Origin of the sequence: Halorhodospira sp. 9622 (assembly GCF_022228025.1) — a bacterium.
Classification (GTDB): domain Bacteria; phylum Pseudomonadota; class Gammaproteobacteria; order Nitrococcales; family Halorhodospiraceae; genus Halorhodospira; species Halorhodospira halophila_A.
Genome location: NZ_JAJNRE010000006.1, coordinates 125,937 through 145,772, shown reverse-complemented (window position 1 = coordinate 145,772; position 19,836 = coordinate 125,937). Strand labels below are relative to the sequence as shown.

At 69.1% G+C, this 19,836-nt stretch carries 21 protein-coding genes and 2 tRNA genes; 16 read left to right on the top strand and 7 right to left on the bottom strand.

What is annotated here, in order from left to right:
* Positions 1–32: 32 nt before the first annotated feature.
* Positions 33–1,076 (bottom strand): rod shape-determining protein, encoded by a 1,044-nt coding sequence (locus LRG07_RS05460; RefSeq protein WP_201169784.1) that lies wholly within the window; start codon positions 1,074–1,076, stop codon positions 33–35.
* A gap of 119 nt (positions 1,077–1,195) precedes the next feature.
* Between LRG07_RS05460 and gatC the strand changes: the two genes are divergently transcribed.
* The 4 genes from gatC (at position 1,196) to hslO (ending at position 5,361) form a co-directional block, all read left to right on the top strand.
* Complete coding sequence (gene gatC / locus LRG07_RS05455) at positions 1,196–1,483, top strand: Asp-tRNA(Asn)/Glu-tRNA(Gln) amidotransferase subunit GatC (RefSeq protein WP_201169782.1); 288 nt, start codon at positions 1,196–1,198, stop codon at positions 1,481–1,483.
* 16 nt (positions 1,484–1,499) lie between these two features.
* Positions 1,500–2,954 carry an Asp-tRNA(Asn)/Glu-tRNA(Gln) amidotransferase subunit GatA gene (gene gatA / locus LRG07_RS05450; RefSeq protein ID WP_201169780.1) on the top strand — a complete coding sequence of 485 codons (1,455 nt, stop codon included), beginning with the start codon at positions 1,500–1,502 and terminating at the stop codon, positions 2,952–2,954.
* Positions 2,955–3,034: 80 nt separating this feature from the next.
* Complete coding sequence (gatB, locus tag LRG07_RS05445; protein WP_201169779.1) at positions 3,035–4,474, top strand: Asp-tRNA(Asn)/Glu-tRNA(Gln) amidotransferase subunit GatB; 1,440 nt, start codon at positions 3,035–3,037, stop codon at positions 4,472–4,474.
* Complete coding sequence (gene hslO / locus LRG07_RS05440; RefSeq protein ID WP_238641946.1) at positions 4,471–5,361, top strand: Hsp33 family molecular chaperone HslO; 891 nt, start codon at positions 4,471–4,473, stop codon at positions 5,359–5,361. The genes gatB and hslO overlap by 4 nt, the downstream gene beginning before the upstream one ends.
* Before the next feature lie 7 nt (positions 5,362–5,368).
* Here hslO and LRG07_RS05435 read toward each other — a convergent pair whose 3' ends face one another.
* Genes LRG07_RS05435 through LRG07_RS05425 form a run of 3 tightly spaced genes read right to left on the bottom strand, consistent with a single transcriptional unit; the run spans position 5,369 to position 7,241 of the window.
* On the bottom strand, positions 5,369–6,112 hold the full coding sequence (locus LRG07_RS05435) for a molybdopterin-synthase adenylyltransferase MoeB (RefSeq protein ID WP_201169776.1): 744 nt from the start codon (positions 6,110–6,112) through the stop codon (positions 5,369–5,371).
* A complete protein-coding gene (gene prmC / locus LRG07_RS05430) occupies positions 6,109–6,954 on the bottom strand; it encodes a peptide chain release factor N(5)-glutamine methyltransferase (RefSeq protein ID WP_238641945.1) in 846 nt (281 codons plus the stop codon). The genes LRG07_RS05435 and prmC overlap by 4 nt, the downstream gene beginning before the upstream one ends.
* 26 nt (positions 6,955–6,980) lie before the next feature.
* Complete coding sequence (locus LRG07_RS05425) at positions 6,981–7,241, bottom strand: Trm112 family protein (RefSeq protein ID WP_201169773.1); 261 nt, start codon at positions 7,239–7,241, stop codon at positions 6,981–6,983.
* Positions 7,242–7,330: 89 nt separating this feature from the next.
* On the opposite strand from LRG07_RS05425, the gene clpX reads away from it, so the two are divergent.
* The 3 genes from clpX to dksA all read left to right on the top strand — a co-directional run bounded on the left by clpX (position 7,331) and on the right by dksA (position 10,300).
* On the top strand, positions 7,331–8,590 hold the full coding sequence (gene clpX / locus LRG07_RS05420; protein ID WP_201169771.1) for an ATP-dependent Clp protease ATP-binding subunit ClpX: 1,260 nt from the start codon (positions 7,331–7,333) through the stop codon (positions 8,588–8,590).
* Between the two features lie 89 nt (positions 8,591–8,679).
* Positions 8,680–9,756 carry a 3-deoxy-7-phosphoheptulonate synthase gene (locus tag LRG07_RS05415; protein ID WP_201169768.1) on the top strand — a complete coding sequence of 359 codons (1,077 nt, stop codon included), beginning with the start codon at positions 8,680–8,682 and terminating at the stop codon, positions 9,754–9,756.
* A 109-nt stretch (positions 9,757–9,865) separates the two neighbouring features.
* Positions 9,866–10,300, top strand: a complete 435-nt coding sequence (dksA, locus tag LRG07_RS05410; RefSeq protein ID WP_201169766.1) for an RNA polymerase-binding protein DksA — start codon at positions 9,866–9,868, stop codon at positions 10,298–10,300.
* A 24-nt stretch (positions 10,301–10,324) separates the two neighbouring features.
* On the opposite strand, the gene prfA is transcribed toward dksA, so the two are convergent.
* Positions 10,325–11,416, bottom strand: a complete 1,092-nt coding sequence (gene prfA, locus LRG07_RS05405) for a peptide chain release factor 1 (protein WP_201241898.1) — start codon at positions 11,414–11,416, stop codon at positions 10,325–10,327.
* The gene (hemA, locus tag LRG07_RS05400) at positions 11,337–12,686 is read right to left on the bottom strand and encodes a glutamyl-tRNA reductase (protein ID WP_201169763.1); all 1,350 of its coding nucleotides are present in this window, start codon (positions 12,684–12,686) and stop codon (positions 11,337–11,339) included. Before hemA ends, prfA begins: the two co-directional genes overlap by 80 nt.
* A 100-nt stretch (positions 12,687–12,786) precedes the next feature.
* On the opposite strand from hemA, the gene LRG07_RS05395 reads away from it, so the two are divergent.
* The 8 genes from LRG07_RS05395 (at position 12,787) to ychF (ending at position 19,128) form a co-directional block, all read left to right on the top strand.
* On the top strand, positions 12,787–14,178 hold the full coding sequence (locus LRG07_RS05395) for a tetratricopeptide repeat protein (protein WP_238641944.1): 1,392 nt from the start codon (positions 12,787–12,789) through the stop codon (positions 14,176–14,178).
* On the top strand, positions 14,168–14,779 hold the full coding sequence (gene lolB, locus LRG07_RS05390) for a lipoprotein insertase outer membrane protein LolB (protein WP_238641943.1): 612 nt from the start codon (positions 14,168–14,170) through the stop codon (positions 14,777–14,779). Before LRG07_RS05395 ends, lolB begins: the two co-directional genes overlap by 11 nt.
* Entirely contained in the window at positions 14,772–15,638 is an 867-nt protein-coding gene (gene ispE / locus LRG07_RS05385; protein WP_201169760.1) for a 4-(cytidine 5'-diphospho)-2-C-methyl-D-erythritol kinase, read from the top strand. Before lolB ends, ispE begins: the two co-directional genes overlap by 8 nt.
* A gap of 12 nt (positions 15,639–15,650) precedes the next feature.
* Positions 15,651–15,725: transfer RNA gene (locus tag LRG07_RS05380), tRNA-Gln, on the top strand.
* A gap of 57 nt (positions 15,726–15,782) precedes the next feature.
* Positions 15,783–16,721 carry a ribose-phosphate diphosphokinase gene (locus LRG07_RS05375; protein ID WP_201169835.1) on the top strand — a complete coding sequence of 313 codons (939 nt, stop codon included), beginning with the start codon at positions 15,783–15,785 and terminating at the stop codon, positions 16,719–16,721.
* 25 nt (positions 16,722–16,746) lie between these two features.
* Complete coding sequence (locus tag LRG07_RS05370; RefSeq protein ID WP_201169758.1) at positions 16,747–17,376, top strand: 50S ribosomal protein L25/general stress protein Ctc; 630 nt, start codon at positions 16,747–16,749, stop codon at positions 17,374–17,376.
* A gap of 7 nt (positions 17,377–17,383) precedes the next feature.
* The gene (gene pth, locus LRG07_RS05365; RefSeq protein ID WP_201169756.1) at positions 17,384–17,968 is read left to right on the top strand and encodes an aminoacyl-tRNA hydrolase; all 585 of its coding nucleotides are present in this window, start codon (positions 17,384–17,386) and stop codon (positions 17,966–17,968) included.
* Between the two features lie 68 nt (positions 17,969–18,036).
* On the top strand, positions 18,037–19,128 hold the full coding sequence (gene ychF, locus LRG07_RS05360; RefSeq protein ID WP_201169754.1) for a redox-regulated ATPase YchF: 1,092 nt from the start codon (positions 18,037–18,039) through the stop codon (positions 19,126–19,128).
* A gap of 63 nt (positions 19,129–19,191) precedes the next feature.
* On the opposite strand, the gene LRG07_RS05355 is transcribed toward ychF, so the two are convergent.
* Positions 19,192–19,539 carry an HPF/RaiA family ribosome-associated protein gene (locus LRG07_RS05355; RefSeq protein WP_201169752.1) on the bottom strand — a complete coding sequence of 116 codons (348 nt, stop codon included), beginning with the start codon at positions 19,537–19,539 and terminating at the stop codon, positions 19,192–19,194.
* Between the two features lie 185 nt (positions 19,540–19,724).
* Between LRG07_RS05355 and LRG07_RS05350 the strand changes: the two genes are divergently transcribed.
* Positions 19,725–19,801, top strand: a tRNA-Met gene (locus tag LRG07_RS05350).
* The last annotated feature ends 35 nt before the right edge of the window (positions 19,802–19,836 follow it).

The window sequence follows — 19,836 nt, the reverse complement described above, 5'->3', positions numbered from 1 at the left end:
CCCCACCCGGGTTTGCAGCTGCGGTGGTTCGTCTATTCGCTGACGAACAGATCGGCGCCCCGTTCGTCCATGAGCTCCAGGGCCCGGCCACCGCCACGGGCGACACAGGTCAGCGGCTCGTCGGCGACGACCACCGGCAGCCCGGTCTCCTCCATGATCAGCCGGTCGAGGTTGCGCAGCAGCGCACCGCCGCCAGTGATCACGATACCGCGCTCGGCAACGTCGGCGCCGAGTTCCGGCGGCGTCTGTTCCAGAGCGGTCTTGAGCGCCGAGACGATCCCGGACAGCGGCTCCTGGAGCGCCTCGAGGATCTCATTGGAGTTCAGGGTGAAGCTGCGCGGCACGCCCTGCGCCAGGTTGCGGCCGCGGACCTCGATCTCGTTGACCTCGGTATCGGGGAAAGCGGTACCGATCTCCTGTTTGATGCGCTCGGCGGTGGCTTCTCCGATGAGGATCCCGTAGTTGCGACGGACGTAGTTGACGATGGCTTCGTCGAAGCGATCGCCGCCGAGGCGGACCGAGGCGGAGTAGACGATGCCGTTGAGCGAGAGCACCGCGACCTCCGAGGTGCCGCCGCCGACATCGAGCACCATCGAGCCGCTGGCCTCGTCGACGGGCATATTGGCGCCGATGGCCGCCGCCATCGGTTCCTCGATCAGGTGCACCTCGCGGGCCCCGGCGCCGGCCGCCGACTCGCGGATGGCCCGGCGCTCGACCTGGGTCGAGCCGCACGGCACGCAGACGAGCACCCGCGGGCTGGGCTTGAAGAAACGGGCCTCATGCACTTTCTTGATAAAGTGCTGGAGCATCTTCTCGGTCACCGTGAAGTCGGCGATGACGCCGTCCTTCAGGGGCCGGATGGCGCGGATCGTCCCCGGGGTGCGCCCGAGCATGCGCTTGGCCTCGGCGCCGACCGCCGCGATGCGCTTGCTGCCGCCGTCGCGATCCTGCTGGATGGCGACCACCGACGGCTCGCTCAGGACGATGCCCTGACCGCGCAGGTAGATCAGCGTGTTGGCCGTGCCAAGATCGATGGATAGATCGTTGGAGAAGAGTCCGCGGATACCCTTAAACATGCCCAGCGTTCCTAAGGTCGAAGGTGGCTCAATCTAGCAGTGCCCCGGGGTTTGGGCAAGCTCGGGGCTATGGTAGGTTTTACGGTTGCTATCGCGCCAGTTATGGGGAGAAAGGCTCTATGGCCATCGAGGCAGATGAGGTGCAGCAGATCGCGCACCTGGCCCGCATCCGGATCGACGACGGGGCGGTTTCCGGGTACGCCCGCGACCTGACGGGGATCCTGGAGTTCGTCGAGCAGATGGCAAGCGTCGATACCGAGGGCGTCGAGCCTATGGCCCACCCTTGGGATGCCACGCAGCGCCTGCGCCCGGACGAGGTCACCGAGCCCAACCTGCGCGATCACTATCAGTCCGGGGCGCCGGCCGTCGAGGCCGGCCTGTACCTCGTCCCCCGCGTCGTCGAGTAACGGAAGCCGAACACCCATGCACCAGAAGACCGTTGCCGAGATCTCCGCGGCGTTGCACGCCGGAGAAGTCTCCAGCCGTGAACTCACCGATGCCCTGCTCAAGCGCATCGAGACGTACGACCCCGGGCTCAACAGCCTGATCACCGTCACCGCCGAGCAGGCCCGAGCTGCCGCGGACGCCGCCGACGCCCGGCTGCGCGCCGGCGAGGCCGGGCCACTGACCGGCGTGCCGCTGGTCCACAAGGACATCTTCTGTACCGACGGGGTGGCGACCACCTGCGGCTCGCGCATGCTTGAGCCCTTTCGTGCGCCGTACGACGCCACCGTGGTGCGGCGTCTGGCCGAGGCCGGCGTGGTCATGCTCGGCAAAGCCAACATGGACGAGTTCGCCATGGGGTCGTCCAACGAGACCAGCTACTTCGGTCCGGTGCGCAACCCCTGGGACCTGGACGCGGTCCCCGGCGGCTCCTCCGGCGGCTCGGCCGCCGCTGTGGCGGCGCGCCTGGCCCCGGCTGCCACGGGGACCGACACCGGCGGCTCGATCCGGCAGCCGGCGGCACTCTCCGGGATCTGCGGACTCAAGCCCACCTACGGCCGCGTTTCGCGCTACGGCATGGTGGCCTTCGCCTCCAGCCTCGATCAGGCCGGGCCGTTCGCACGCACTGCCGAGGACCTGGCGCTGCTGCTTGGTCCGATGGCCGGCCTGGACGAGCGCGACTCGACCAGCGTCGACCATGTGGTGCCCGACTACAGCGAGTCGCTCAACCGCTCAATCAAGGGGCTGCGCATCGGCGTACCGCGGGAGTTCTTCGGCGAGGGGCTCGATCCCGACGTCCGCTCCCGGGTCGAGGCCTCCCTGCAGGTGCTTGAGGGCGAGGGCGCCGAACTCGTCGAGGTGCAGCTGCCCAACATGGAGCTGGCCCTGCCGGCCTACTACGTCATCGCGCCGGCCGAGGCCTCGTCCAACCTGGCGCGCTTTGACGGCGTGCGTTTCGGCCACCGTTGCGCTGACCCGCAGGATCTGGAGGATCTCTACAAGCGCAGCCGTGCCGAGGGCTTCGGCGACGAGGTCCAGCGCCGCATTCTGGTTGGCACCTACGCGCTGTCCGCCGGCTATTACGACGCCTATTACCGCAAGGCGCAGCAGATCCGCCGCCTGGTGGCGGACGACTTCCGCCAGGCGCTGGAGCAGGTCGACGTGCTGGCCGGCCCCACCTCGCCGACCCCGGCCTTCGATCTGGGCGAGCGCGCCGATGACCCGGTGCAGATGTATCTCTCCGACATCTACACCCTCGGGGTGAACCTCGCCGGCCTGCCCGGCCTGTCGGTCCCCGCCGGCTTCTCGCGCGGCCGGCCCGTGGGGCTGCAGCTGATCGGCGGCTACTTCGACGAAGCCCGGCTGCTGAACGTCGGGCACAAGTACCAACAGGTTACGGACTGGCACAAGCAGGTCCCTGAAGGGTTCGAGTAGATGCGGGGCGACCCCGGATACCCTGGAACCAACGCCCGCGTCCGCTCGACGCGCCCAAAGCCTACGGAGCGACCGCACCCATGAAGTGGGAAACCGTCATCGGTCTCGAGATCCACGCGCAGCTCGCGACCCGCACCAAGATCTTCTCCGGCGCGCCGACCGCCTACGGCGCCGAGCCGAACACCCAGGCCTGTCCGGTGGACCTCGGCATGCCCGGGGTGCTGCCAGTGCTCAACCGCGAGGTGGTGCGCATGGCCATCAAGTTCGGCCTGGCCGTCGGGGCGCGCATCGCGCCGCGGTCGGTCTTTGCGCGCAAGAACTACTTCTACCCCGATCTGCCCAAGGGTTATCAGATCTCGCAGTACGACCTGCCCATCGTCGAGGGTGGTCAGCTGGACATCGAACTCGAGGACGGCGTCGGCAAGCGCATCGGCATCACCCGTGCCCACCTCGAGGAGGATGCCGGCAAGTCCCTGCATGAGGATTTCCACGGCATGACCGGGGTGGATCTCAACCGCGCGGGGACGCCGCTGATGGAGATCGTCTCGGAACCGGATCTGCGCTCGCCGGCCGAGGCCGCCGCCTACATGAAGAAGCTCCACGCCCTGGTGCGCTACCTGGAGATCTGCGACGGCAACATGCAGGAAGGTTCCTTCCGCTGCGACGCCAACGTCTCGGTGCGTCCGGCCGGGCAGCAAGCCTTCGGCACCCGCGCCGAACTCAAGAACCTCAACTCCTTCCGCTTCGTCGAGCGGGCCCTCGAGTACGAAGTCGAGCGGCAGATCGATCTGCTCGAGTCCGGCGGTGAAGTCGTCCAGGAAACCCGCCTCTACGACGTCGACAAGGGCGTCACCCGCTCCATGCGCACCAAGGAGGAGGCCAACGACTACCGCTACTTCCCGGAGCCGGACCTGCTCCCCGTGGAGGTGGACTCGGCGCTGGTCGAAGAGGTGCGCGAGACCCTGCCCGAACTGCCGGACGAGAAGCGCCGGCGCTTCGAGGAGGAGTACGGCCTGCCGGCCTACGACGCCGGCGTGCTGACCGCCACCCGGGACATGGCCGATTACTTCGAGCACGCGGTCAGCGAGTCCGGCGGCTTCGCCAAGCGCACTGCCAACCTGCTGATGAGCGAGCTGCTCGCCTACCTCAACAAGGATGGTCGGGAGATCGGCGACTCGCCGGTCACCCCGGAGATGCTCGGCAAGCTGGTGGCCCGGGTCGAGGACGAGACCCTCTCGAGCCGTGGCGCCAAGGATGTCTTCGAGGCCATGTGGGCCGGCGAGGGCGAGCCGGACGAGGTGATCGAGAGTAAGGGCCTCAAGCAGGTCACCGACACCTCGGCCATCGAGGCCCTAGTCGACGAGGCCATCGCCAACAACCCGAAGCAGCTCGAGCAGTACCGTGCGGGCAAGGAGAAGCTCTTCGGCTTCTTCGTCGGGCAGGTCATGAAGGCCTCCGGCGGCAAGGCCAACCCGCAGCAGGTCAACGAGCTACTCAAGAGAAAGCTGGACGGATCGTGAGCGACGCCAGTCAACGCTTCATCTTCGAGAACGCGGACGTACGCGGCGAGATCGTGCAGCTGGATCAGGTGTTCGCCGCCGTTCGTGAGCACCACGACTACCCGCCGGCGGTGGCGCGTCTACTCGGCGAAGCCATGGTTGCGGCGGCGCTGATGTGTGCCACCATCCGCTCCGACGGTGTGCTCAGCCTCCAGGTCGAGGGGGGCGAGGGCGCGGCGGTGTCCATGCTGCTGGCCCAGGTGGACGCCTCCGACGGGACCCTCCGCGGAACCGCCCGTTACGAGGGCGAACCCGCCCGCGGCGGCCTCGCCGAGCTGTGCGCCGGCGGCCGCCTGGCCATCACCATCGAGCCGGAGGAGGGACAGCGCTATCAGGGCGTAGTCGGCATCGATGACGGCGGTCTGGCGGCCACGCTGGAAGCCTACTTCCGGGATTCCGAGCAGCTGCCCACCCGCTTGCACCTGGCCTGCGACGGCCGGCGGGCCGGTGGGCTGCTGCTCCAGCGGCTGCCCGCCAGTGGCGGCACGCAGCCCACCGAGGCGGATCCCGACGCCTGGGATCGCATCGGCTACCTGGCCGAGACGCTGACCGATCGCGAGCTGCTCGAGCGGCCGGCGCACGATGTCCTGCACCGGCTTTTCCATCAGGAGACCGTGCGCGTCTTCGAGCCGCGCACGCTCGCCTTCCGGTGTCGCTGCTCGGCCGGCCGCATCGCCTCCATCCTCCGCGGTCTCGGCCGCGAGGAGGTCGAGCAGGTGCTCGCCGAGGAGGGTGTGGTCGAGGTGCGCTGCCAGTTCTGCGGCGCCACCTACAGCTACGACCGGGTCGATGTGGCGCAGGTGCTCAGCGACGCCAACGCTGCCCCGGGCAGCGATAGCTACCACTGACTGGGGTCTACGCCGCGTCGGCGCAGACCGGGCAGTGGGGGTCGGCGTTCACGGTCAGTGTGCGCAGGCGCATGCGCAGGGCGTCGATCAGCAGCAGGCGGCCGAAGAGGGGGTCGCCGGCGCCGGAGAGGATCTTGATCGCCTCCACCGCCTCGAGGGTCCCTGCCACGCCGGGCAGGGGGCCGAGCACCCCGCTTTCGCTGCAGGTCAGCTGCGGCTCATCCCCTTCGGCGTAGATGCAGCGGTAGCAGGGTCGTCCGCCGGGGCGGAAGGCGGTGACCTGCAACTCCCAACGGATCACCGCGGCACTGACCAGCGGCCGCTGTGCCGCCACGCAGGCGGCGTTGAGGGCGAAGCGGGTGGCGAAGTTGTCGGTGGCGTCGATGACCACGTCGGCAGCGGCCACCTCAGCGCTCAGGCGCCCGCCCTCGAGGTGCTCCTGCAGCGGCGAGAGGGTGATCTCCGGGTTGCGAGCGGCGACGGCCCGCGCCGCTGAGGTCGCTTTGGGCTGGCCGATGGCGTCGTGGCGGTGGGCGATCTGGCGCTGCAGGTTGGACAGGTCCACGGTGTCGTCATCGGCGATGCGCAGTTCGCCCACCCCGGCGGCCCCGAGGTAGAGGGCCAGCGGCGAGCCCAGCCCGCCGGCGCCCACGATCAGCGCCCGGCTGCCGGCCAGGCGCTGCTGCCCGGCAATATCGAGCTCCGGCAGCATGATCTGCCGGCTGTAGCGCAGCAGCTGCTCGTCGTTCACGGTCGTCTCCCCAGCGTCAGTCGCTCGAGTCCGGCCAGGTCGCGCTCGGTGCGCACCTGTTCCAGCCCGGCGGCGGCGAACAGCCCGCGCACGGCCTCGCCCTGGGCAGCGCCGTGCTCGAGCATCAGCCAGCCGCCCCGGGCCAGCTCTCCGGCAGCCGGTGCAAGCAGGCTGCGGATAGCTGCCAGCCCGTCGCAGCCGGCGGCCAGCGCCTCGCGCGGCTCGTGCCCGAGGCCGCCGTTGGTCCACTCCGGAGCGGTGGTCTCGACGTAAGGTGGGTTGCTGGCGATGACCTGGAAGGGGCCGGCCGGCACCCCCTCGTCCCAGTCACCGGCGATCAGCTCCACGCTCGTCAGTCCCAGGCGTTGCCGGTTCTCCCGCGCCACGGCCAGGGCAGCCTCGCTGCGCTCGGTGGCGGTGATCCGGGCGTCGGGGCGTTCGCTGGCCACCGCCAGGGCGATGGCGCCGCTGCCGGTGCCCAGCTCGAGCAGGCTGCCCCCGGCGGGCAGGCAAGCCAGGGCCTGCTCGACCAGGTGTTCGGTCTCGGGGCGGGGCACAAGGACTGCCGGGGTCACCGTCAGCGACAGGTCGCGGAACTCGCAGCGGCGCAGCAGGTAGGCCGCGGGCTCACCGGCGGCCCGACGGGTGAGCAGGTTCCGGTAGGCGTCGATGGTCGCGGTGGGGACCGGGCGCTCGGGGAAGGCGAACAGGTGGCTGCGGCCGACACCGAGGACCTCGGCGAGAAGCAGCTCGGCATCAAGCCGCGCCGACGCGCTCGACGCCCGCAGCGCATCGATGCCCTCGCGCAGCGCCTGGCCGATGCTCCGCCCTGCCTCGCTCACCGGCCCTCCCGCAGGGGTCTCGCCGCTCAGCCGCGCCCGGCGGTGGCGCCCGGGATGCTGCGCTCTTCGAGCATCACCGGGATGCCGTCATCCACCCGGTAGATACGGCTGCCGTTGTCGGTGATCAGGCCCTCGTCCAGTGGCGCGTCCACCACCGTGTCGTCCAGGTAGCGGGCCTGCCCCTCGGCGATGTGGCGATTGAGCGCCTCCAGCTCCTGCGCCGAGAGCGGCTGCAGGGGGCGCTTGGTGATCGGGCAGCAGAGGATGTCGAGTAGTTTGCGATCCATGGACGGGAGTATACCACTCTCAAGGTTCCTGCTGGCCTGCCGTTGGAACAGGGTGAGGCCTATGGCAAACGAGCAGCGGGGAGAGTGCAATGCCGGGATGGTGTGGCGATGTGTCCGGTGCCTGGCTCGAGGCCCCCGAGAGCATCCCGGGTGTGCCAGAGGAGACCGAGCGGCGCTGTTCCTTCTGCGGGCACGATGAGCAGGTCGCCGGGCCGCTGATCGGCGGCGAGGCGGCGTTTATCTGCGAGCACTGCATCGCCAGCTGCAACGAAGCGCTGGAGGCCGATCGCGAGCGCCGGCAGCAGCGGATCCTCGCCTCCCTGCCGGTGCCCCGGTCGCTGCGCCGCTATCTGGATCACTACGTCGTCGGTCAGGAGCAGGCCAAGAAGGTCCTCTCGGTCGCCGTCTACAACCACTACAAACGCCTGGTCGCTGCCGCCCGCGGCGAGTCGGTGCAGCTGGGCAAGAGCAACATCCTGCTTGTCGGCCCCAGCGGCACCGGCAAGAGCCACCTGGCCGAGTGCCTGGCGCGCTGCGTCGAGGTCCCCTTCGTGAGCGTTGACGCCACCACGCTGACCGCCTCCGGCTACGCCGGCGAGGATGTCGAAGCGGTGATCGGGCGGCTGCTCGCGGCCTGTGACGCCGATCCGGAGCGGGCTGCGCGGGGCATTGTCTACATCGACGAGATCGACAAGCTCGCCGCCCGGGGTGGGGTCGAAGGCGGACCCGATTTGGCCGGCGAGGGGGCGCAGCAGGCGTTGCTCAAGCTGCTCGAAGGGCGCCGGGTGACGGTCTCCAGCGCCGGGTGCCAGGGCAGCCCGGTTACCGTCGATACCGGCCAGATCCTGTTCATCTGCGGCGGCGCCTTCGAGGGCCTGGAGGCCCTCGCCGCCGAGCGCCCGGGTGCGGGTTTCACCGCTGCCGCCACTGGCCCGGCGGCGCCCATGGCCCATCGCGCCGCTGCGCTGCAGCGTTTCGGCCTGGTCCCCGAGCTGGTTGGTCGCCTGCCGGTGGTCGAGTGCCTGCAGCCGCTATCCACCGAGCACTTAATCCGTATCCTGACCGAGCCGCGCAACGCCCTAATCCGTCAATACCAGCTCCTGTTCGCCCGCGACGGCTGTGAGCTCGAGATCACCGCCGACGGCCTTGAGGCGGTGGCGCGGCGGGCGCAGGCGCGGGGCACCGGGGCCCGCGCCCTGCGTGCAGTGCTCGAGGAGGTGCTCCTCGAGCCGATGTTCTCCGTCCCCGCTGCCGGCGGCGAGGTGGTGCGGCTGGTCATCGACGCCGCCGCCGTGCACGGCGGTTCGCCCGGCTACTACTGGCGGGCCGCGGTGCGGCACGCGGTCTAAAGCTCCTTGATGGTCTGAGTCAAGCGCGATTACTATTGATCGGCTAGCCATTCACCACCCGCCGGCGGGCGGGGCGACTCGAGACCGACATGCAAGAGAGCGATAACGTCAACGACGTCAACGTAGCCAACGGTGAGCGTCTTCCGACTCCGGCTGAGATCAAGGCCGAGGTCCCGCTGACGGATGCCGCCCGGCAGACCGTGCTGGAGGGGCGTCAGGCCCTGCGGGATATCCTCGATGGCAAGGATCAGCGCGTGTTCGCCGTGGTCGGGCCGTGCTCCATCCACGACCCCGAGGCGGCGCTCGACTATGCGCGGCGGCTCAAGGCGCTGCACGATGAGCTCAGCGACCACATCTACGTGGTCATGCGGGTGTATTTCGAGAAGCCGCGTACCACCACGGGCTGGAAGGGCCTGATCAACGATCCGGATATGGACGACTCGTTCCGGATTGACAAGGGTCTGCGCATGGGGCGCGAGCTGCTGCGCGAGATCGCCGCCATGGGGTTGCCCACGGCCACCGAGGCCCTCGACCCCTACGCGCCGCAGTATTACGGCGATCTGGTCTCTTGGACCGCCATCGGCGCCCGCACCACGGAGTCCCAGACCCACCGCGAGCTGGCCAGCGGCCTCTCCACTCCGGTGGGGTTCAAGAACGCCACCGACGGCAGCCAGACGGTGGCGATCAACGCCCTGCAATCGGCAGCGTCGCCCCACAGCTTCCTGGGCATCGATCAGGAGGGGCGCATCACGGTCATCCGGACGCGCGGCAACCAGTACGGCCATGTCGTGCTGCGCGGCGGCTCGCAGCCGAACTACGACTCGGTGAGCATCCGCCTTTGCGAGCAGGCTCTGGAGAAGGCCGGCATGCCGCAGCGCGTGGTGGTCGACTGCAGCCACTCCAATTCCAACAAGGACCCGGCGCTGCAGTCGATGGTCCTCGAGGATGTCATCCGTCAGATCCGCGAGGGCAACCGCTCGATCGTCGGGGTGATGCTCGAGAGCAATATCGGATGGGGCAGCCAGAAGCTCGGTGCCGACCCGGGCACGCTGGACTACGGGGTGTCCATCACCGATGCTTGCATCGACTGGGAGACCACCGAACAGGTCCTCCGGGAGGCCGCAGGGCAGCTGCGCGGCAGCCTGCGCGAGCGCGCACTGCTGTAGTTGACTCTGCGCAAATGCTGATGTATTTCTCTCGGGCTAGTGCTCTGGCGAGCACAGCCCGAGCGCTTCGCTGAGGGCGGCGAGGGCCGCAAAGGGAGGAGGACGCGGTATGGCTCCGACGAGACACGCGATGCCGGTCAAGGGCTTTGAGCCGTATCAGGCCGGCGAGACCGAAGAGTACATGAGCGACGAGCAGCTGGAGCACTTCCGACAGCTGCTTCTGGCGTGGAAGCGCGAACTCCAGGAGGAGGTGGAGCGCACCGTTCACCACATGCGCGACGACGCCAACAACCACGCCGACCCGTCGGACCGGGCGACCCAGGAGGAAGAGTTTGCCCTGGAGCTGCGGGCCCGGGACCGGGAGCGCAAGCTGATCCGCAAGATCGATCAGGCGCTGGAGAGCATCCGCACGGGCGACTACGGCTACTGCGAGCAGTGCGGGGTCGAGATCGGCCTGCGTCGGCTTGAGGCGCGCCCGACAGCGACCATGTGCATCGACTGCAAGTCGCTGGAGGAGATCCGCGAGCGCCAGCGCGTGGCCTAGATCACGCGCTGCGCCGCGGTTTTATCAGCCGGAGTCCTCGGCGATTTCGGCGAGGGCTTCGGCCTGGTGCTCCTGGATCAGTCCATCCAGGAGTTCATCCATCCCCCCTTCCATGATCTGCTCGATCTTGTAGAGCGTAAGCCCGATGCGGTGGTCCGTCACCCGGCCCTGCGGGAAATTGTAGGTCCGGATCCGCTCTGAGCGATCCCCCGACCCCACCGCCAGGCGGCGCTGTTCGCTGCGCTCCGACTGCTGCCGGGCCCGCTCCTGCTCGTTGAGGCGCGCCTGGAGCAGCGCCATCGCCTTGGCGCGGTTCTTGTTTTGCGAACGCTCGTCCTGGCACTCCACCACCAGCCCGCTGGGCAGGTGGGTGATGCGTACGGCCGAGTCGGTGGTGTTGACGTGCTGGCCGCCGGCGCCCGACGAGCGGAAGGTATCCACCCGCAGGTCGGCGGTGTTGATCTCGATGCCGCTGACCTCGTCGAGTTCGGGCAGGATGGCCACCGTGCACGCCGAGGTGTGGATCCGCCCCTGGGACTCGGTGGCTGGTACCCGCTGGACGCGGTGGGCGCCGGACTCGAACTTGAGGCGGGCGTAGACGCTTCGCCCGCTGACCCGGGCAATGACCTCGCGGTAGCCGCCATGCTCGCCCTCGCGGGCGGAGAGGATCTCGGTCTTCCAGCCCTGGCGCTCGGCGTAGCGCAGGTACATGCGCAGCAGGTCGCCGGCGAACAGCGCGGCTTCGTCGCCGCCGGTACCGGCGCGCACCTCGAGGAAGACGTTGCGCTGGTCGTCGGGGTCGGTGGGCACCAGATGCCGTTGTAGCCGGCCCTCGAGTTCCTCGAGCCGATGGCGCGCCTCGTCGGCCTCCTCCTCGGCCATGGCGCGGATCTCGGCGTCGCTGTCGTCGAGCATCGCCTCCGCGTTGGCGACCGCATCGGCCGCCTCGCGGTAGGCGTTCAGGTCCTGGACGACGGGTTCCAGCCGGGCGTATTCGCGGGAAAGTTCGGCAAATTTCGACGGGTCGCCGACGACATCAGGATCCGCCAGCTGCGCGCCGATCTCCTCGTGCCGTTCCGCCATCCGCTCCAGCTTGTTGCGAATCGTCGCCTTCACTAGACCTCTCTACCAGCTGTTGGTCGATGGCCAGGGTCTCCAGTGCGTGCTGGATCCGCGTGCGGTCGCCGCTGGCGGCGGCGGCCCGCAGGCCAACGGTGGGGGCGTGGACCAGCCGCCGGGTGAGCGTGTGGGTCAACCACTCGATCACCTCAAAGGGGTCCTCGCCGCGGGAGAGCTGCCGCGCCGCCTGCGCCCGGGTGGCGCGGGCGTAGCTCTCGGCCCGGTTGCGGAACGAACGGATCGCCTCGCCGGCGTCGCGGGCGCGGCGCCACTCGAGATAGTGCCGGACCTGTTGCTCGACGATGGCCTCGGCCTGGGTCGCGGCGTCCTGGCGCGAGCGCATGTTCTCGGCCACTACCCCGCGCAGGTCGTCCACCGTGTAGAGGTAGACGTCGTCCATTTCGCCGGCCTCGGGCTCGATGTCCCGCGGTACCGCCAGGTCGAGCATGAACATCGGCTTGTGCCGGCGCGCGCGTACCGCCCGCTCGACCGTGCCCTTGCCGAGGATGGGTAATGAGCTGCCTGTCGAGGATACCACCACGTCGGCCTCGGGGAGACGGCGCGGCAGGTCGTTGAGGCTCATGGCCTCGCCGTCGTGGGCTTCGGCCAGTCGTTTGGCGCGCTCGACGTTGCGGTTGGCGACGAGCACCTGGCCAATCCCCTGCTGTGCCAGGTGGCGGGCGACCAGCTCGATGGTCTCGCCGGCGCCGACCAGCACCGCGGTGCGCTTGGGGAAGTCGTCGAAGATCTGCTTGGCCATGGTCACGGCGGCGAAGGCCACCGAGATCGGGTTGGAGCCGATGTCGGTGTCGGTGCGCACCTGCTTCGCCACCGAGAAGGCGTGCTGGAACAGGCGCTCGAGCACCGCGCCGAGGCAGCCGGCGCTGGCCGCCTTGTGGTAGGCGTCCTTGACCTGGCCGAGGATCTGCGGCTCGCCGAGGACGAGGGAGTCGAGCCCCGCCGAGACCCGCATCAGGTGGCGCATGGCCTCGGTGCTGCGGCGAACGTAAAGGTGGGGCCGGACCTTGCGCAGATCCACCCGCTGGTGGCGGGTCAGCCAGCCAATGACCACCTCGGGGTCCGTATGCGGCAGCCGGATGTAGATCTCGGTGCGATTGCAGGTGGAGAGGATTGCCACCTCGTCGGCACCGGTCTCGCTGCGGGCGCTCTGCAGGGCGTCCCCGAGGGCCTCGGCGTTGAACGCCAGGCTCTCACGGACTGCTACTGGCGCACTATCGTGATTGAGTCCAATTGCAAATAATGGCATGAGACTGGCGTCATTAGGCTTCGTTAGGGCACCATCAGGCGTCAACCCGGATTATTACGAAATGCGGACGCTTCGGTAAAGCGTCTCGCCCACGGAAAAAATGCCCGATCCGATCGAATTCTCCAGGGGCGGCCGCTGTCCGGCGTTTCGCCGCCTGCGGCCTGGTGTCGCGCTGGCCGTCTGCGCCCTGGTCGTCGGGTGTGCCGGCCCCCAGCCCGATACCGATCCCCCCGCTGAAGCGCCGACGGCTGCCCTGGCCCCTGAGGCCGAGCCGTGGGAGCCCTCGCCACGGGATGAGGCCATCCGCCATGTGCTAGCTGCAGAGATCGCGGTGCGCCGGGATCGGCTGGACCAGGCCCTGAGCCACTACGCCCGGGCCATGGCAGTCAGCCGCGACGAGCGCGTGGCCGAACGGGCGGTGCAGCTGAGCTTTGTCCTCGAAGAGGAGGGCGTGGCCCGCGAGGCCGCCGAGCGCTGGCGGGAGCTTGCCCCGGAGCGGGTCGAGGCCCATCAGCTGCTCGGCCTGCTGGCCCTGCGCAGGGGTGACGAGACTGCCGCGCGCGAAGAGCTGGAGAAGACCATCGAGCGCTGGCCGGGGACAGCGGGACAGGCCTTCCTGCAGCTCGGCATGCTCCTCGGGCATGGGGCCGACGCCGAAGCGGCTGCACGCGTGCTGGCCGAGCTGGCCGAGGTCCACGCCGACGTGCCAGAGGCGCACCGGGTTCTGGCCGCGGCGGCGGAGCGGGCCGGCGATGACGACAAGGCGGTGGCGGCGGCCGCGCGGGCCTTCGAGCTCGCGCCAGCGGATCGCGAGGCCGGGGCGACCCTGCTGCGGGTTGCCTTCCAGGCCGGGCACGCCGGCGCCCTGGAGACCGACGACGCGCTGGCGCACCTGGAGCGGGTGCGCGAGACGCAGCCGGCGCTGACGTCGCGCACGGCGCTGCTGGAGGGGCACCTGCTGCGCGAGGCCGGACGACCGGAGGCAGCGCTGGGCGCGTACCAGCGCGGGCTGGAGGCGGACGGCGACGATCAGGACATCTTATACGGGCGCGGGTTGGTGCGTGCGGAGACCGGGGATGTGGACGGCGCCGTGGAGGATCTGCGTCGGGTCCTCGAGGCAGATCCGGGCGACGCCCACGCCCAGAACGCCCTGGGCTACACCCTGGTCGATGCCGAGCGCGATCTGGCCGAGGCCCGCGAGCTGATCGAGCGCGCGCTGCAGCAGGAGCCGGACAACGCCGCCTTCCTCGACAGCAAGGGCTGGCTGCTCTACCGAGAGGGAGATCCGGAGGCCGCGCTGGACTATCTGCGCCGCGCCTTCGAGAAGGAGCCCCACGGCGAGATCGGTGCCCACCTGGGCGAGGTGCTCTGGGAGCTCGGCGAGCGAGAGCAGGCGCGCCAGGTTTGGCGCCGGGCGCTGGACGCCGAACGCGGCCGACGGGTTCTGGAGCGGACGTTGGAGGATTACGAGGTGGATCTGGATGACGAGTAGATGGGGGGCGCGGCTGCTTGCCGGGCTGCTGGCGGTCGGAGTGCTTTCGGGCTGCGCGCTGCTCGTCCCCGAGGACGAGCGGCAGGCGCATTACGAGGCGTTCCTGGAGGAGCGCTCCGAGCTGCGCGACTGGTCGGTGAGGGGGCGCGCCGCCCTGCGCGCCGACGGCGAGGCGGTCAGCCTCTCCCTGCGCTGGCAGCAGCGGGGCGAGTCCTACACCATCAACCTCTCCGGGCCCTTCGGGGCCGGTGCCGTGCGCATCGAAGGCCAGCCGGGTCAGGTGACCCTGCGCGACGGCGCCGGGCAGAGTGCCACGGCGCAGAGCCCGGAGGATCTGCTGGCCGCGCAGACCGGCCACCGGCTGCCGGTGACTGCACTGCGCGACTGGATCGTTGGCCGTCCGGCCGCGGGCCTGGGGGTGGACGAGCTGAGTCTGGATCGCGCCGGTCGGCCGGACCGGCTGGAGCAGGCCGGCTGGGAGGTGGACTTCCAGGGCTGGACCGAAGTGGACGGTATGGACCTGCCCAGCCGCGTGGATCTACATAGTGGCTCGACGCAGATGCGGGTGGCGCTGTCGGGGTGGAGTCGCGGGGATGGCTGAGTGGAGCGTGTGGCCGGCGCCGGCCAAGATCAACCTCTTCCTTCACGTCCTCGGTCGGCGCGCCGACGGTTACCACGAGCTGCAGACAGCTTTCCAGCTGCTCGACTATGGCGACCGCATCTGGTTGCGCCCGCGCTCCGACGGGTACATCGTGCGTTGCAGCGATCTGCCCGGGGTCGCCCCGGAGGACGACCTGACCGTGCGCGCCGCTCACGCGCTGCAGGTGGCCACCGACTGCGGGTACGGCGCGGATATCCATGTGGACAAACGCCTGCCGGCCGGGGGCGGGGTTGGCGGCGGCTCCTCGGACGCCGCCACGGTGCTCGTAGCCCTCAACCACCTGTGGCGGGCCGGGCTGGGCGAGGAGGCGCTCGCGGGCCTCGGTCTGGCCCTCGGCGCCGATGTGCCGGTGTTCGTCCGTGGGCGCAGTGCCTGGGGGGAAGGCGTGGGCGAGCACCTGCGACCGATGCCCGCCGAGCCGGGGGGCAACCGCTGGTACCTGGTGGTCGATCCGGGGGCGAGCATCTCCACCGCCGAAGTCTTTGGCGCACCGGAATTGACACGCGATACGTCTCCGATCACAATAGCCGACCTTCGCGCCGGCGCCGTTCGCAACGACTGCGAGCCGGTGGTCCGGGGCCGCTGGGCGGCGGTGGCTGAAGCCCTCGAGTGGCTCGCCCGGCACGGCGACGCGCGAATGAGTGGCACCGGCAGCTGCTGTTTCGTCGGCTTCCAGGCCGAAGAGCCAGCGCAAGCTGCCCTAGAGCGCCTGCCCGGGAGGTGGTCCGGGTTCGTCGCTCGGGCCGTGGAACGGTCTCCGCTGCACACTGCGCTGGCGGCGGCGGCTCACCCCGGCTGACCTGTCAACAACTGGGGCGTAGCCAAGCGGTAAGGCACCGGTTTTTGGTACCGGGATTCGCAGGTTCGAATCCTGCCGCCCCAGCCATATCCGCTACACACCGAGTTGTAAGGTGGACGTCTAGCCGTGCAAGTAAACGGACCCATGATGGTCTTTGCGGGGAACTCCAACCCGCAACTGACGGAGGCCATTGCTGCCCATCTGAAGATCCGCCTCGGGCACGCGGTGGTCGGCCGTTTCAGCGACGACGAGATCATGGTGGAGGTCAACGAGCACGTCCGCGGCAAGGACGTCTTCGTCGTGCAGTCCACCTGTCAGCCGGCCAACGACAACCTCATGGAGTTGCTGGCGATCGTTGACGCGCTGCGCCGTTCCTCGGCCGCGCGCGTCACCGCGGTGATCCCGTACTTCGGCTACGCCCGGCAGGACCGGCGCCCGCGCTCTCAGCGCGTGCCCATCTCGGCCAAGCTGGTCGCGGACATGATGCAGGCTGCCGGCTACGACCGGGTGGTGACCGTGGATCTGCACGCCGATCAGATTCAGGGGTTCTTCAACATCCCCGTGGACAATGTCTACGCCTCGCCGATCCTGCTCGGTGACATCTGGCGTCAGCTCTACCCGCGCAAGGTGGTGGTCTCGCCGGATGTTGGCGGCGTGGTCCGGGCGCGGGCGGTGGCCAAGCGGCTCGACGATGCCGAGCTGGCCATCATCGACAAGCGTCGTCCACGGCCCAACGAGTCCTCGATCATGAACATCATCGGCGATGTGCAGGACAAGACCTGCATCATCGTCGACGACATCGTGGATACCGCCGGCACCCTCTGCCAGGCTGCCGGCGCCCTCAAGGAGCGGGGCGCACGCAAGGTGGTCGCGTACATCACCCACCCGGTGCTCTCGGGCAGCGCAGTGGATAAGATCGCGGCCTCCGAGCTCGACGAGCTGGTGGTCAGCGACAGCATCCCGCTCGGCGAGCAAGCGGCCGCGTGCCCGAAGATTCGACAACTGAGTATCGCGGAGATCCTCGCCGAGACGATGCGTCGGGTCAGCAACGACGAGTCGGTGAGCGAGCTCTTCGTGGAGTGATTCCCAACCAGGAGTGGAACCAATCATGACGGTGGAAATGAGGCTCGACGCGCATCCGCGCACGGAGACCGGCCGCGGCGCCATGCGCCGTCTGCGTCGTGCCCGGCGCGTCCCGGGTGTCGTCTACGGTGCCGGCAGAGAGCCGCAACCGGTGGCGCTCGAGAACGATCAGCTCTACCGGCTGCTCGAGGAGGAGTCCTTCTTCTCCACGATCCTGCAGGTCCAGATGGGCTCTGAGACCGAGCAGGCCATCGTCAAGGATCTGCAGCGCCATCCGTTCAAACCGCTGGTTCAGCACATCGACCTGCAGCGCGTTCGCGATGACCAGCCGATCACCGTGCATGTGCCGCTGCACATCCACGGCGAGGAGCAGTCCCCGGGCGTGAAGAAGGGCGGCGTGCTCCACCACGACCTGCTCGATCTCGAGGTGGTCTGCCTGCCCAAGGATCTGCCGCCGCATATCGATATCGACGTTTCCAGCCTCAAGGTTGGCCAGGCGGTCCACATCAGTGAGCTGACGCTGCCCGAGGGGGTCCAGTCGGCGGCGCTGCAACAGGGCGAGGGGCACGATGCGCCTGTGGTCTCGGTTCAGGCAACTCGTAAGACGCGAGGCGCCAGCAGCGGCGACGAGGCCGAGTCCTCCGAGTCCGAGTAACGCCGAAGTGGCCGGCCGGGAAGGCAATTTCCGGCTCATCGCTGGCCTCGGCAACCCTGGCAGCAAGTACGCTGGAACCCGGCACAATGCCGGGTTCTGGCTTGTTGATGAGCTGGTCCGTCGCTACGGGGGCGAGCTGCGGGAAGAGTCCAAGTTCCGCGGCGATTGTGCCCGTGTGCTCATCGACGGCTACGACTGCCGGCTGGTCAAACCGATGACCTATATGAACCACAGCGGTCAGGCCGTCGGTGCGCTCGCGAACTTCTTCAAGATCCCGCCCGAGGCGATCCTGGTCGCCCACGACGAGATCGACCTGCCACCGGGCAGCGTCCGGCTCAAGCGGGGCGGCGGGCACGGCGGGCACAACGGTCTGCGCCACATCCAGTCGACCCTCGGTACCGCCGAATTCGCCCGGCTGCGCATCGGCGTCGGTCACCCGGGGCACAAGGACCAGGTGGTCCCGCACGTCCTCTCCCGTCCGGCCCCCGACGAGCTGCGCCTGCTCGAACGGGCCATCGACGACGCCGCCGACGAGATACCGCGTCTGCTGGCCGGGGAGTGGGACCGCGCCTGCCAGCAGCTCCACGCCTAGGGGAGACGGGCCGGCCCGCCGGCCTGCACGCGCCCTCCAAGTCACCCAACCGCTTTCAGGATCGCGCCATGGGATTTAACTGCGGCATCGTCGGGCTTCCCAACGTCGGCAAATCGACGCTGTTCAACGCCCTGACCCAGAACGACATCCCGGCAGAGAACTACCCATTCTGCACCATCGACCCGAATGTCGGCATCGTCGCCGTCCCCGATCCGCGGCTCTACCGGCTGGCGGAGCTGGTGCGCCCCGAGCGCACCATCCCCACCACCATGGAGTTCGTGGACATCGCCGGTCTGGTCTCCGGCGCCTCCCGCGGAGAGGGGCTGGGCAACCAGTTTCTCGCCCATATCCGCGAGACCGACGCCGTAGCCATGGTCCTGCGCTGCTTTGAGAGCGAGGACGTCCACCACGTCGAGGGGCGCGTCGACCCGCGGGCCGACGCCGAGACCATCCACACCGAGCTGGCGCTGGCCGATCTGGACACCGTCTCGCGGGCGCTGCAGCGCCAGGAGCGGGCCGCCAAGAGTGGTGACAAGGAGGCGGTGCGCCTGCGCGATCTACTCGAGCGGGCCCGCCAGGCCCTCGACGAGGGGCAGCCGCTGCGGACCCAGGCATTCAGCGAAGAGGAGCGCCGGCAGCTGCAAGGCTACCACCTGATCACCCTCAAGCCGCTGATGTACATCGCCAACGTGGCTGAGGACGGCTTTAGCGACAATCCGCTGCTGGCCGACGTCCAGGCCCTGGCCGAGAGCGAGGGTGCCCGGGTGGTGCCGGTCTGCGCCGCCATCGAGGCCGAGCTGGCCGTGCTCGATGACGCGGAGCGCGACGAGTTCCTGGCCGAGTACGGGCTCGAGGAGCCGGGGCTCAACCGCGTGATCCGGGCCGGTTACGACCTACTCGGTCTGCAGACCTTCTTTACCGCTGGCGAGAAGGAGGTCCGGGCATGGACCGTGCGCCGCGGCGCCACCGCCCCCGAGGCGGCCGGCCGCATCCACACCGACATGCAGCGCGGCTTCATACGGGCCGAGGTGGTCGCCTACGACGACTACATTGCTTACAACGGCGAGCAGGGTGCCAAGGATGCCGGGCGTTGGCGGCTGGAGGGGAAGGAGTACGTCCTCAACGAGGGAGACGTGGTGCATTTCCGTTTCAACGTCTGACACTGCCCGCCTCGGGGCGGCAAAGCGGGCGCGGCGCAGCTGCCGCCGCCGCGCCCGAAAGCCTTACTCCGGCCGTTCCGCGTTCCGGTCGGCCTTGCGCTGCTTGTCGGCGAGCTTGCCCAGGCGGCCCTCAAGTACCCGCTCAAGCCTCTTGGCCGCGCCGCGGGCGGCGTCGTAGGCATCATCGGCGGTGTTCTCCGCCAGCACTGGATCCAGCCCACGGGGGCGGGCCTCGATGCGGCAATGCTTGTTGACCCCGCCCTTGGGGCCGTTGATGTCCTGGAAGTGCACCTCGATGCGGGTCAACTGCTCCCCGAAGCGCCGGTCGACTGCGCCCAGTGCCTCACGGATGCTCTCTTCCAGCGCGTCTGAGACGTGCACGCCGGCGCCAGGATTGATCTGAATCTGCATGGATGCGGAATCTCCTCCAGGTCGTTCGTGGTGGATCGTCGTTGGCGCACAGCACGGACCTGCCGCGTCCGGGCGCCCCGGCACTTATTCTGACGGAACCGGCCCAGCGTACCAAGGGCCCCGGCACACGGCGGCCGCAGCCTTGACACGATCAGCGCGGGCTCGGAGAATACGCGGTGATACGTGGCTATGTAGCTCAGCTGGTTAGAGCGTCGCACTCATAATGCGAAGGTCGGTGGTTCGACTCCACCCATAGCCACCAGAAAATCAGATACTTACAGCACCAACCCCGCTCCG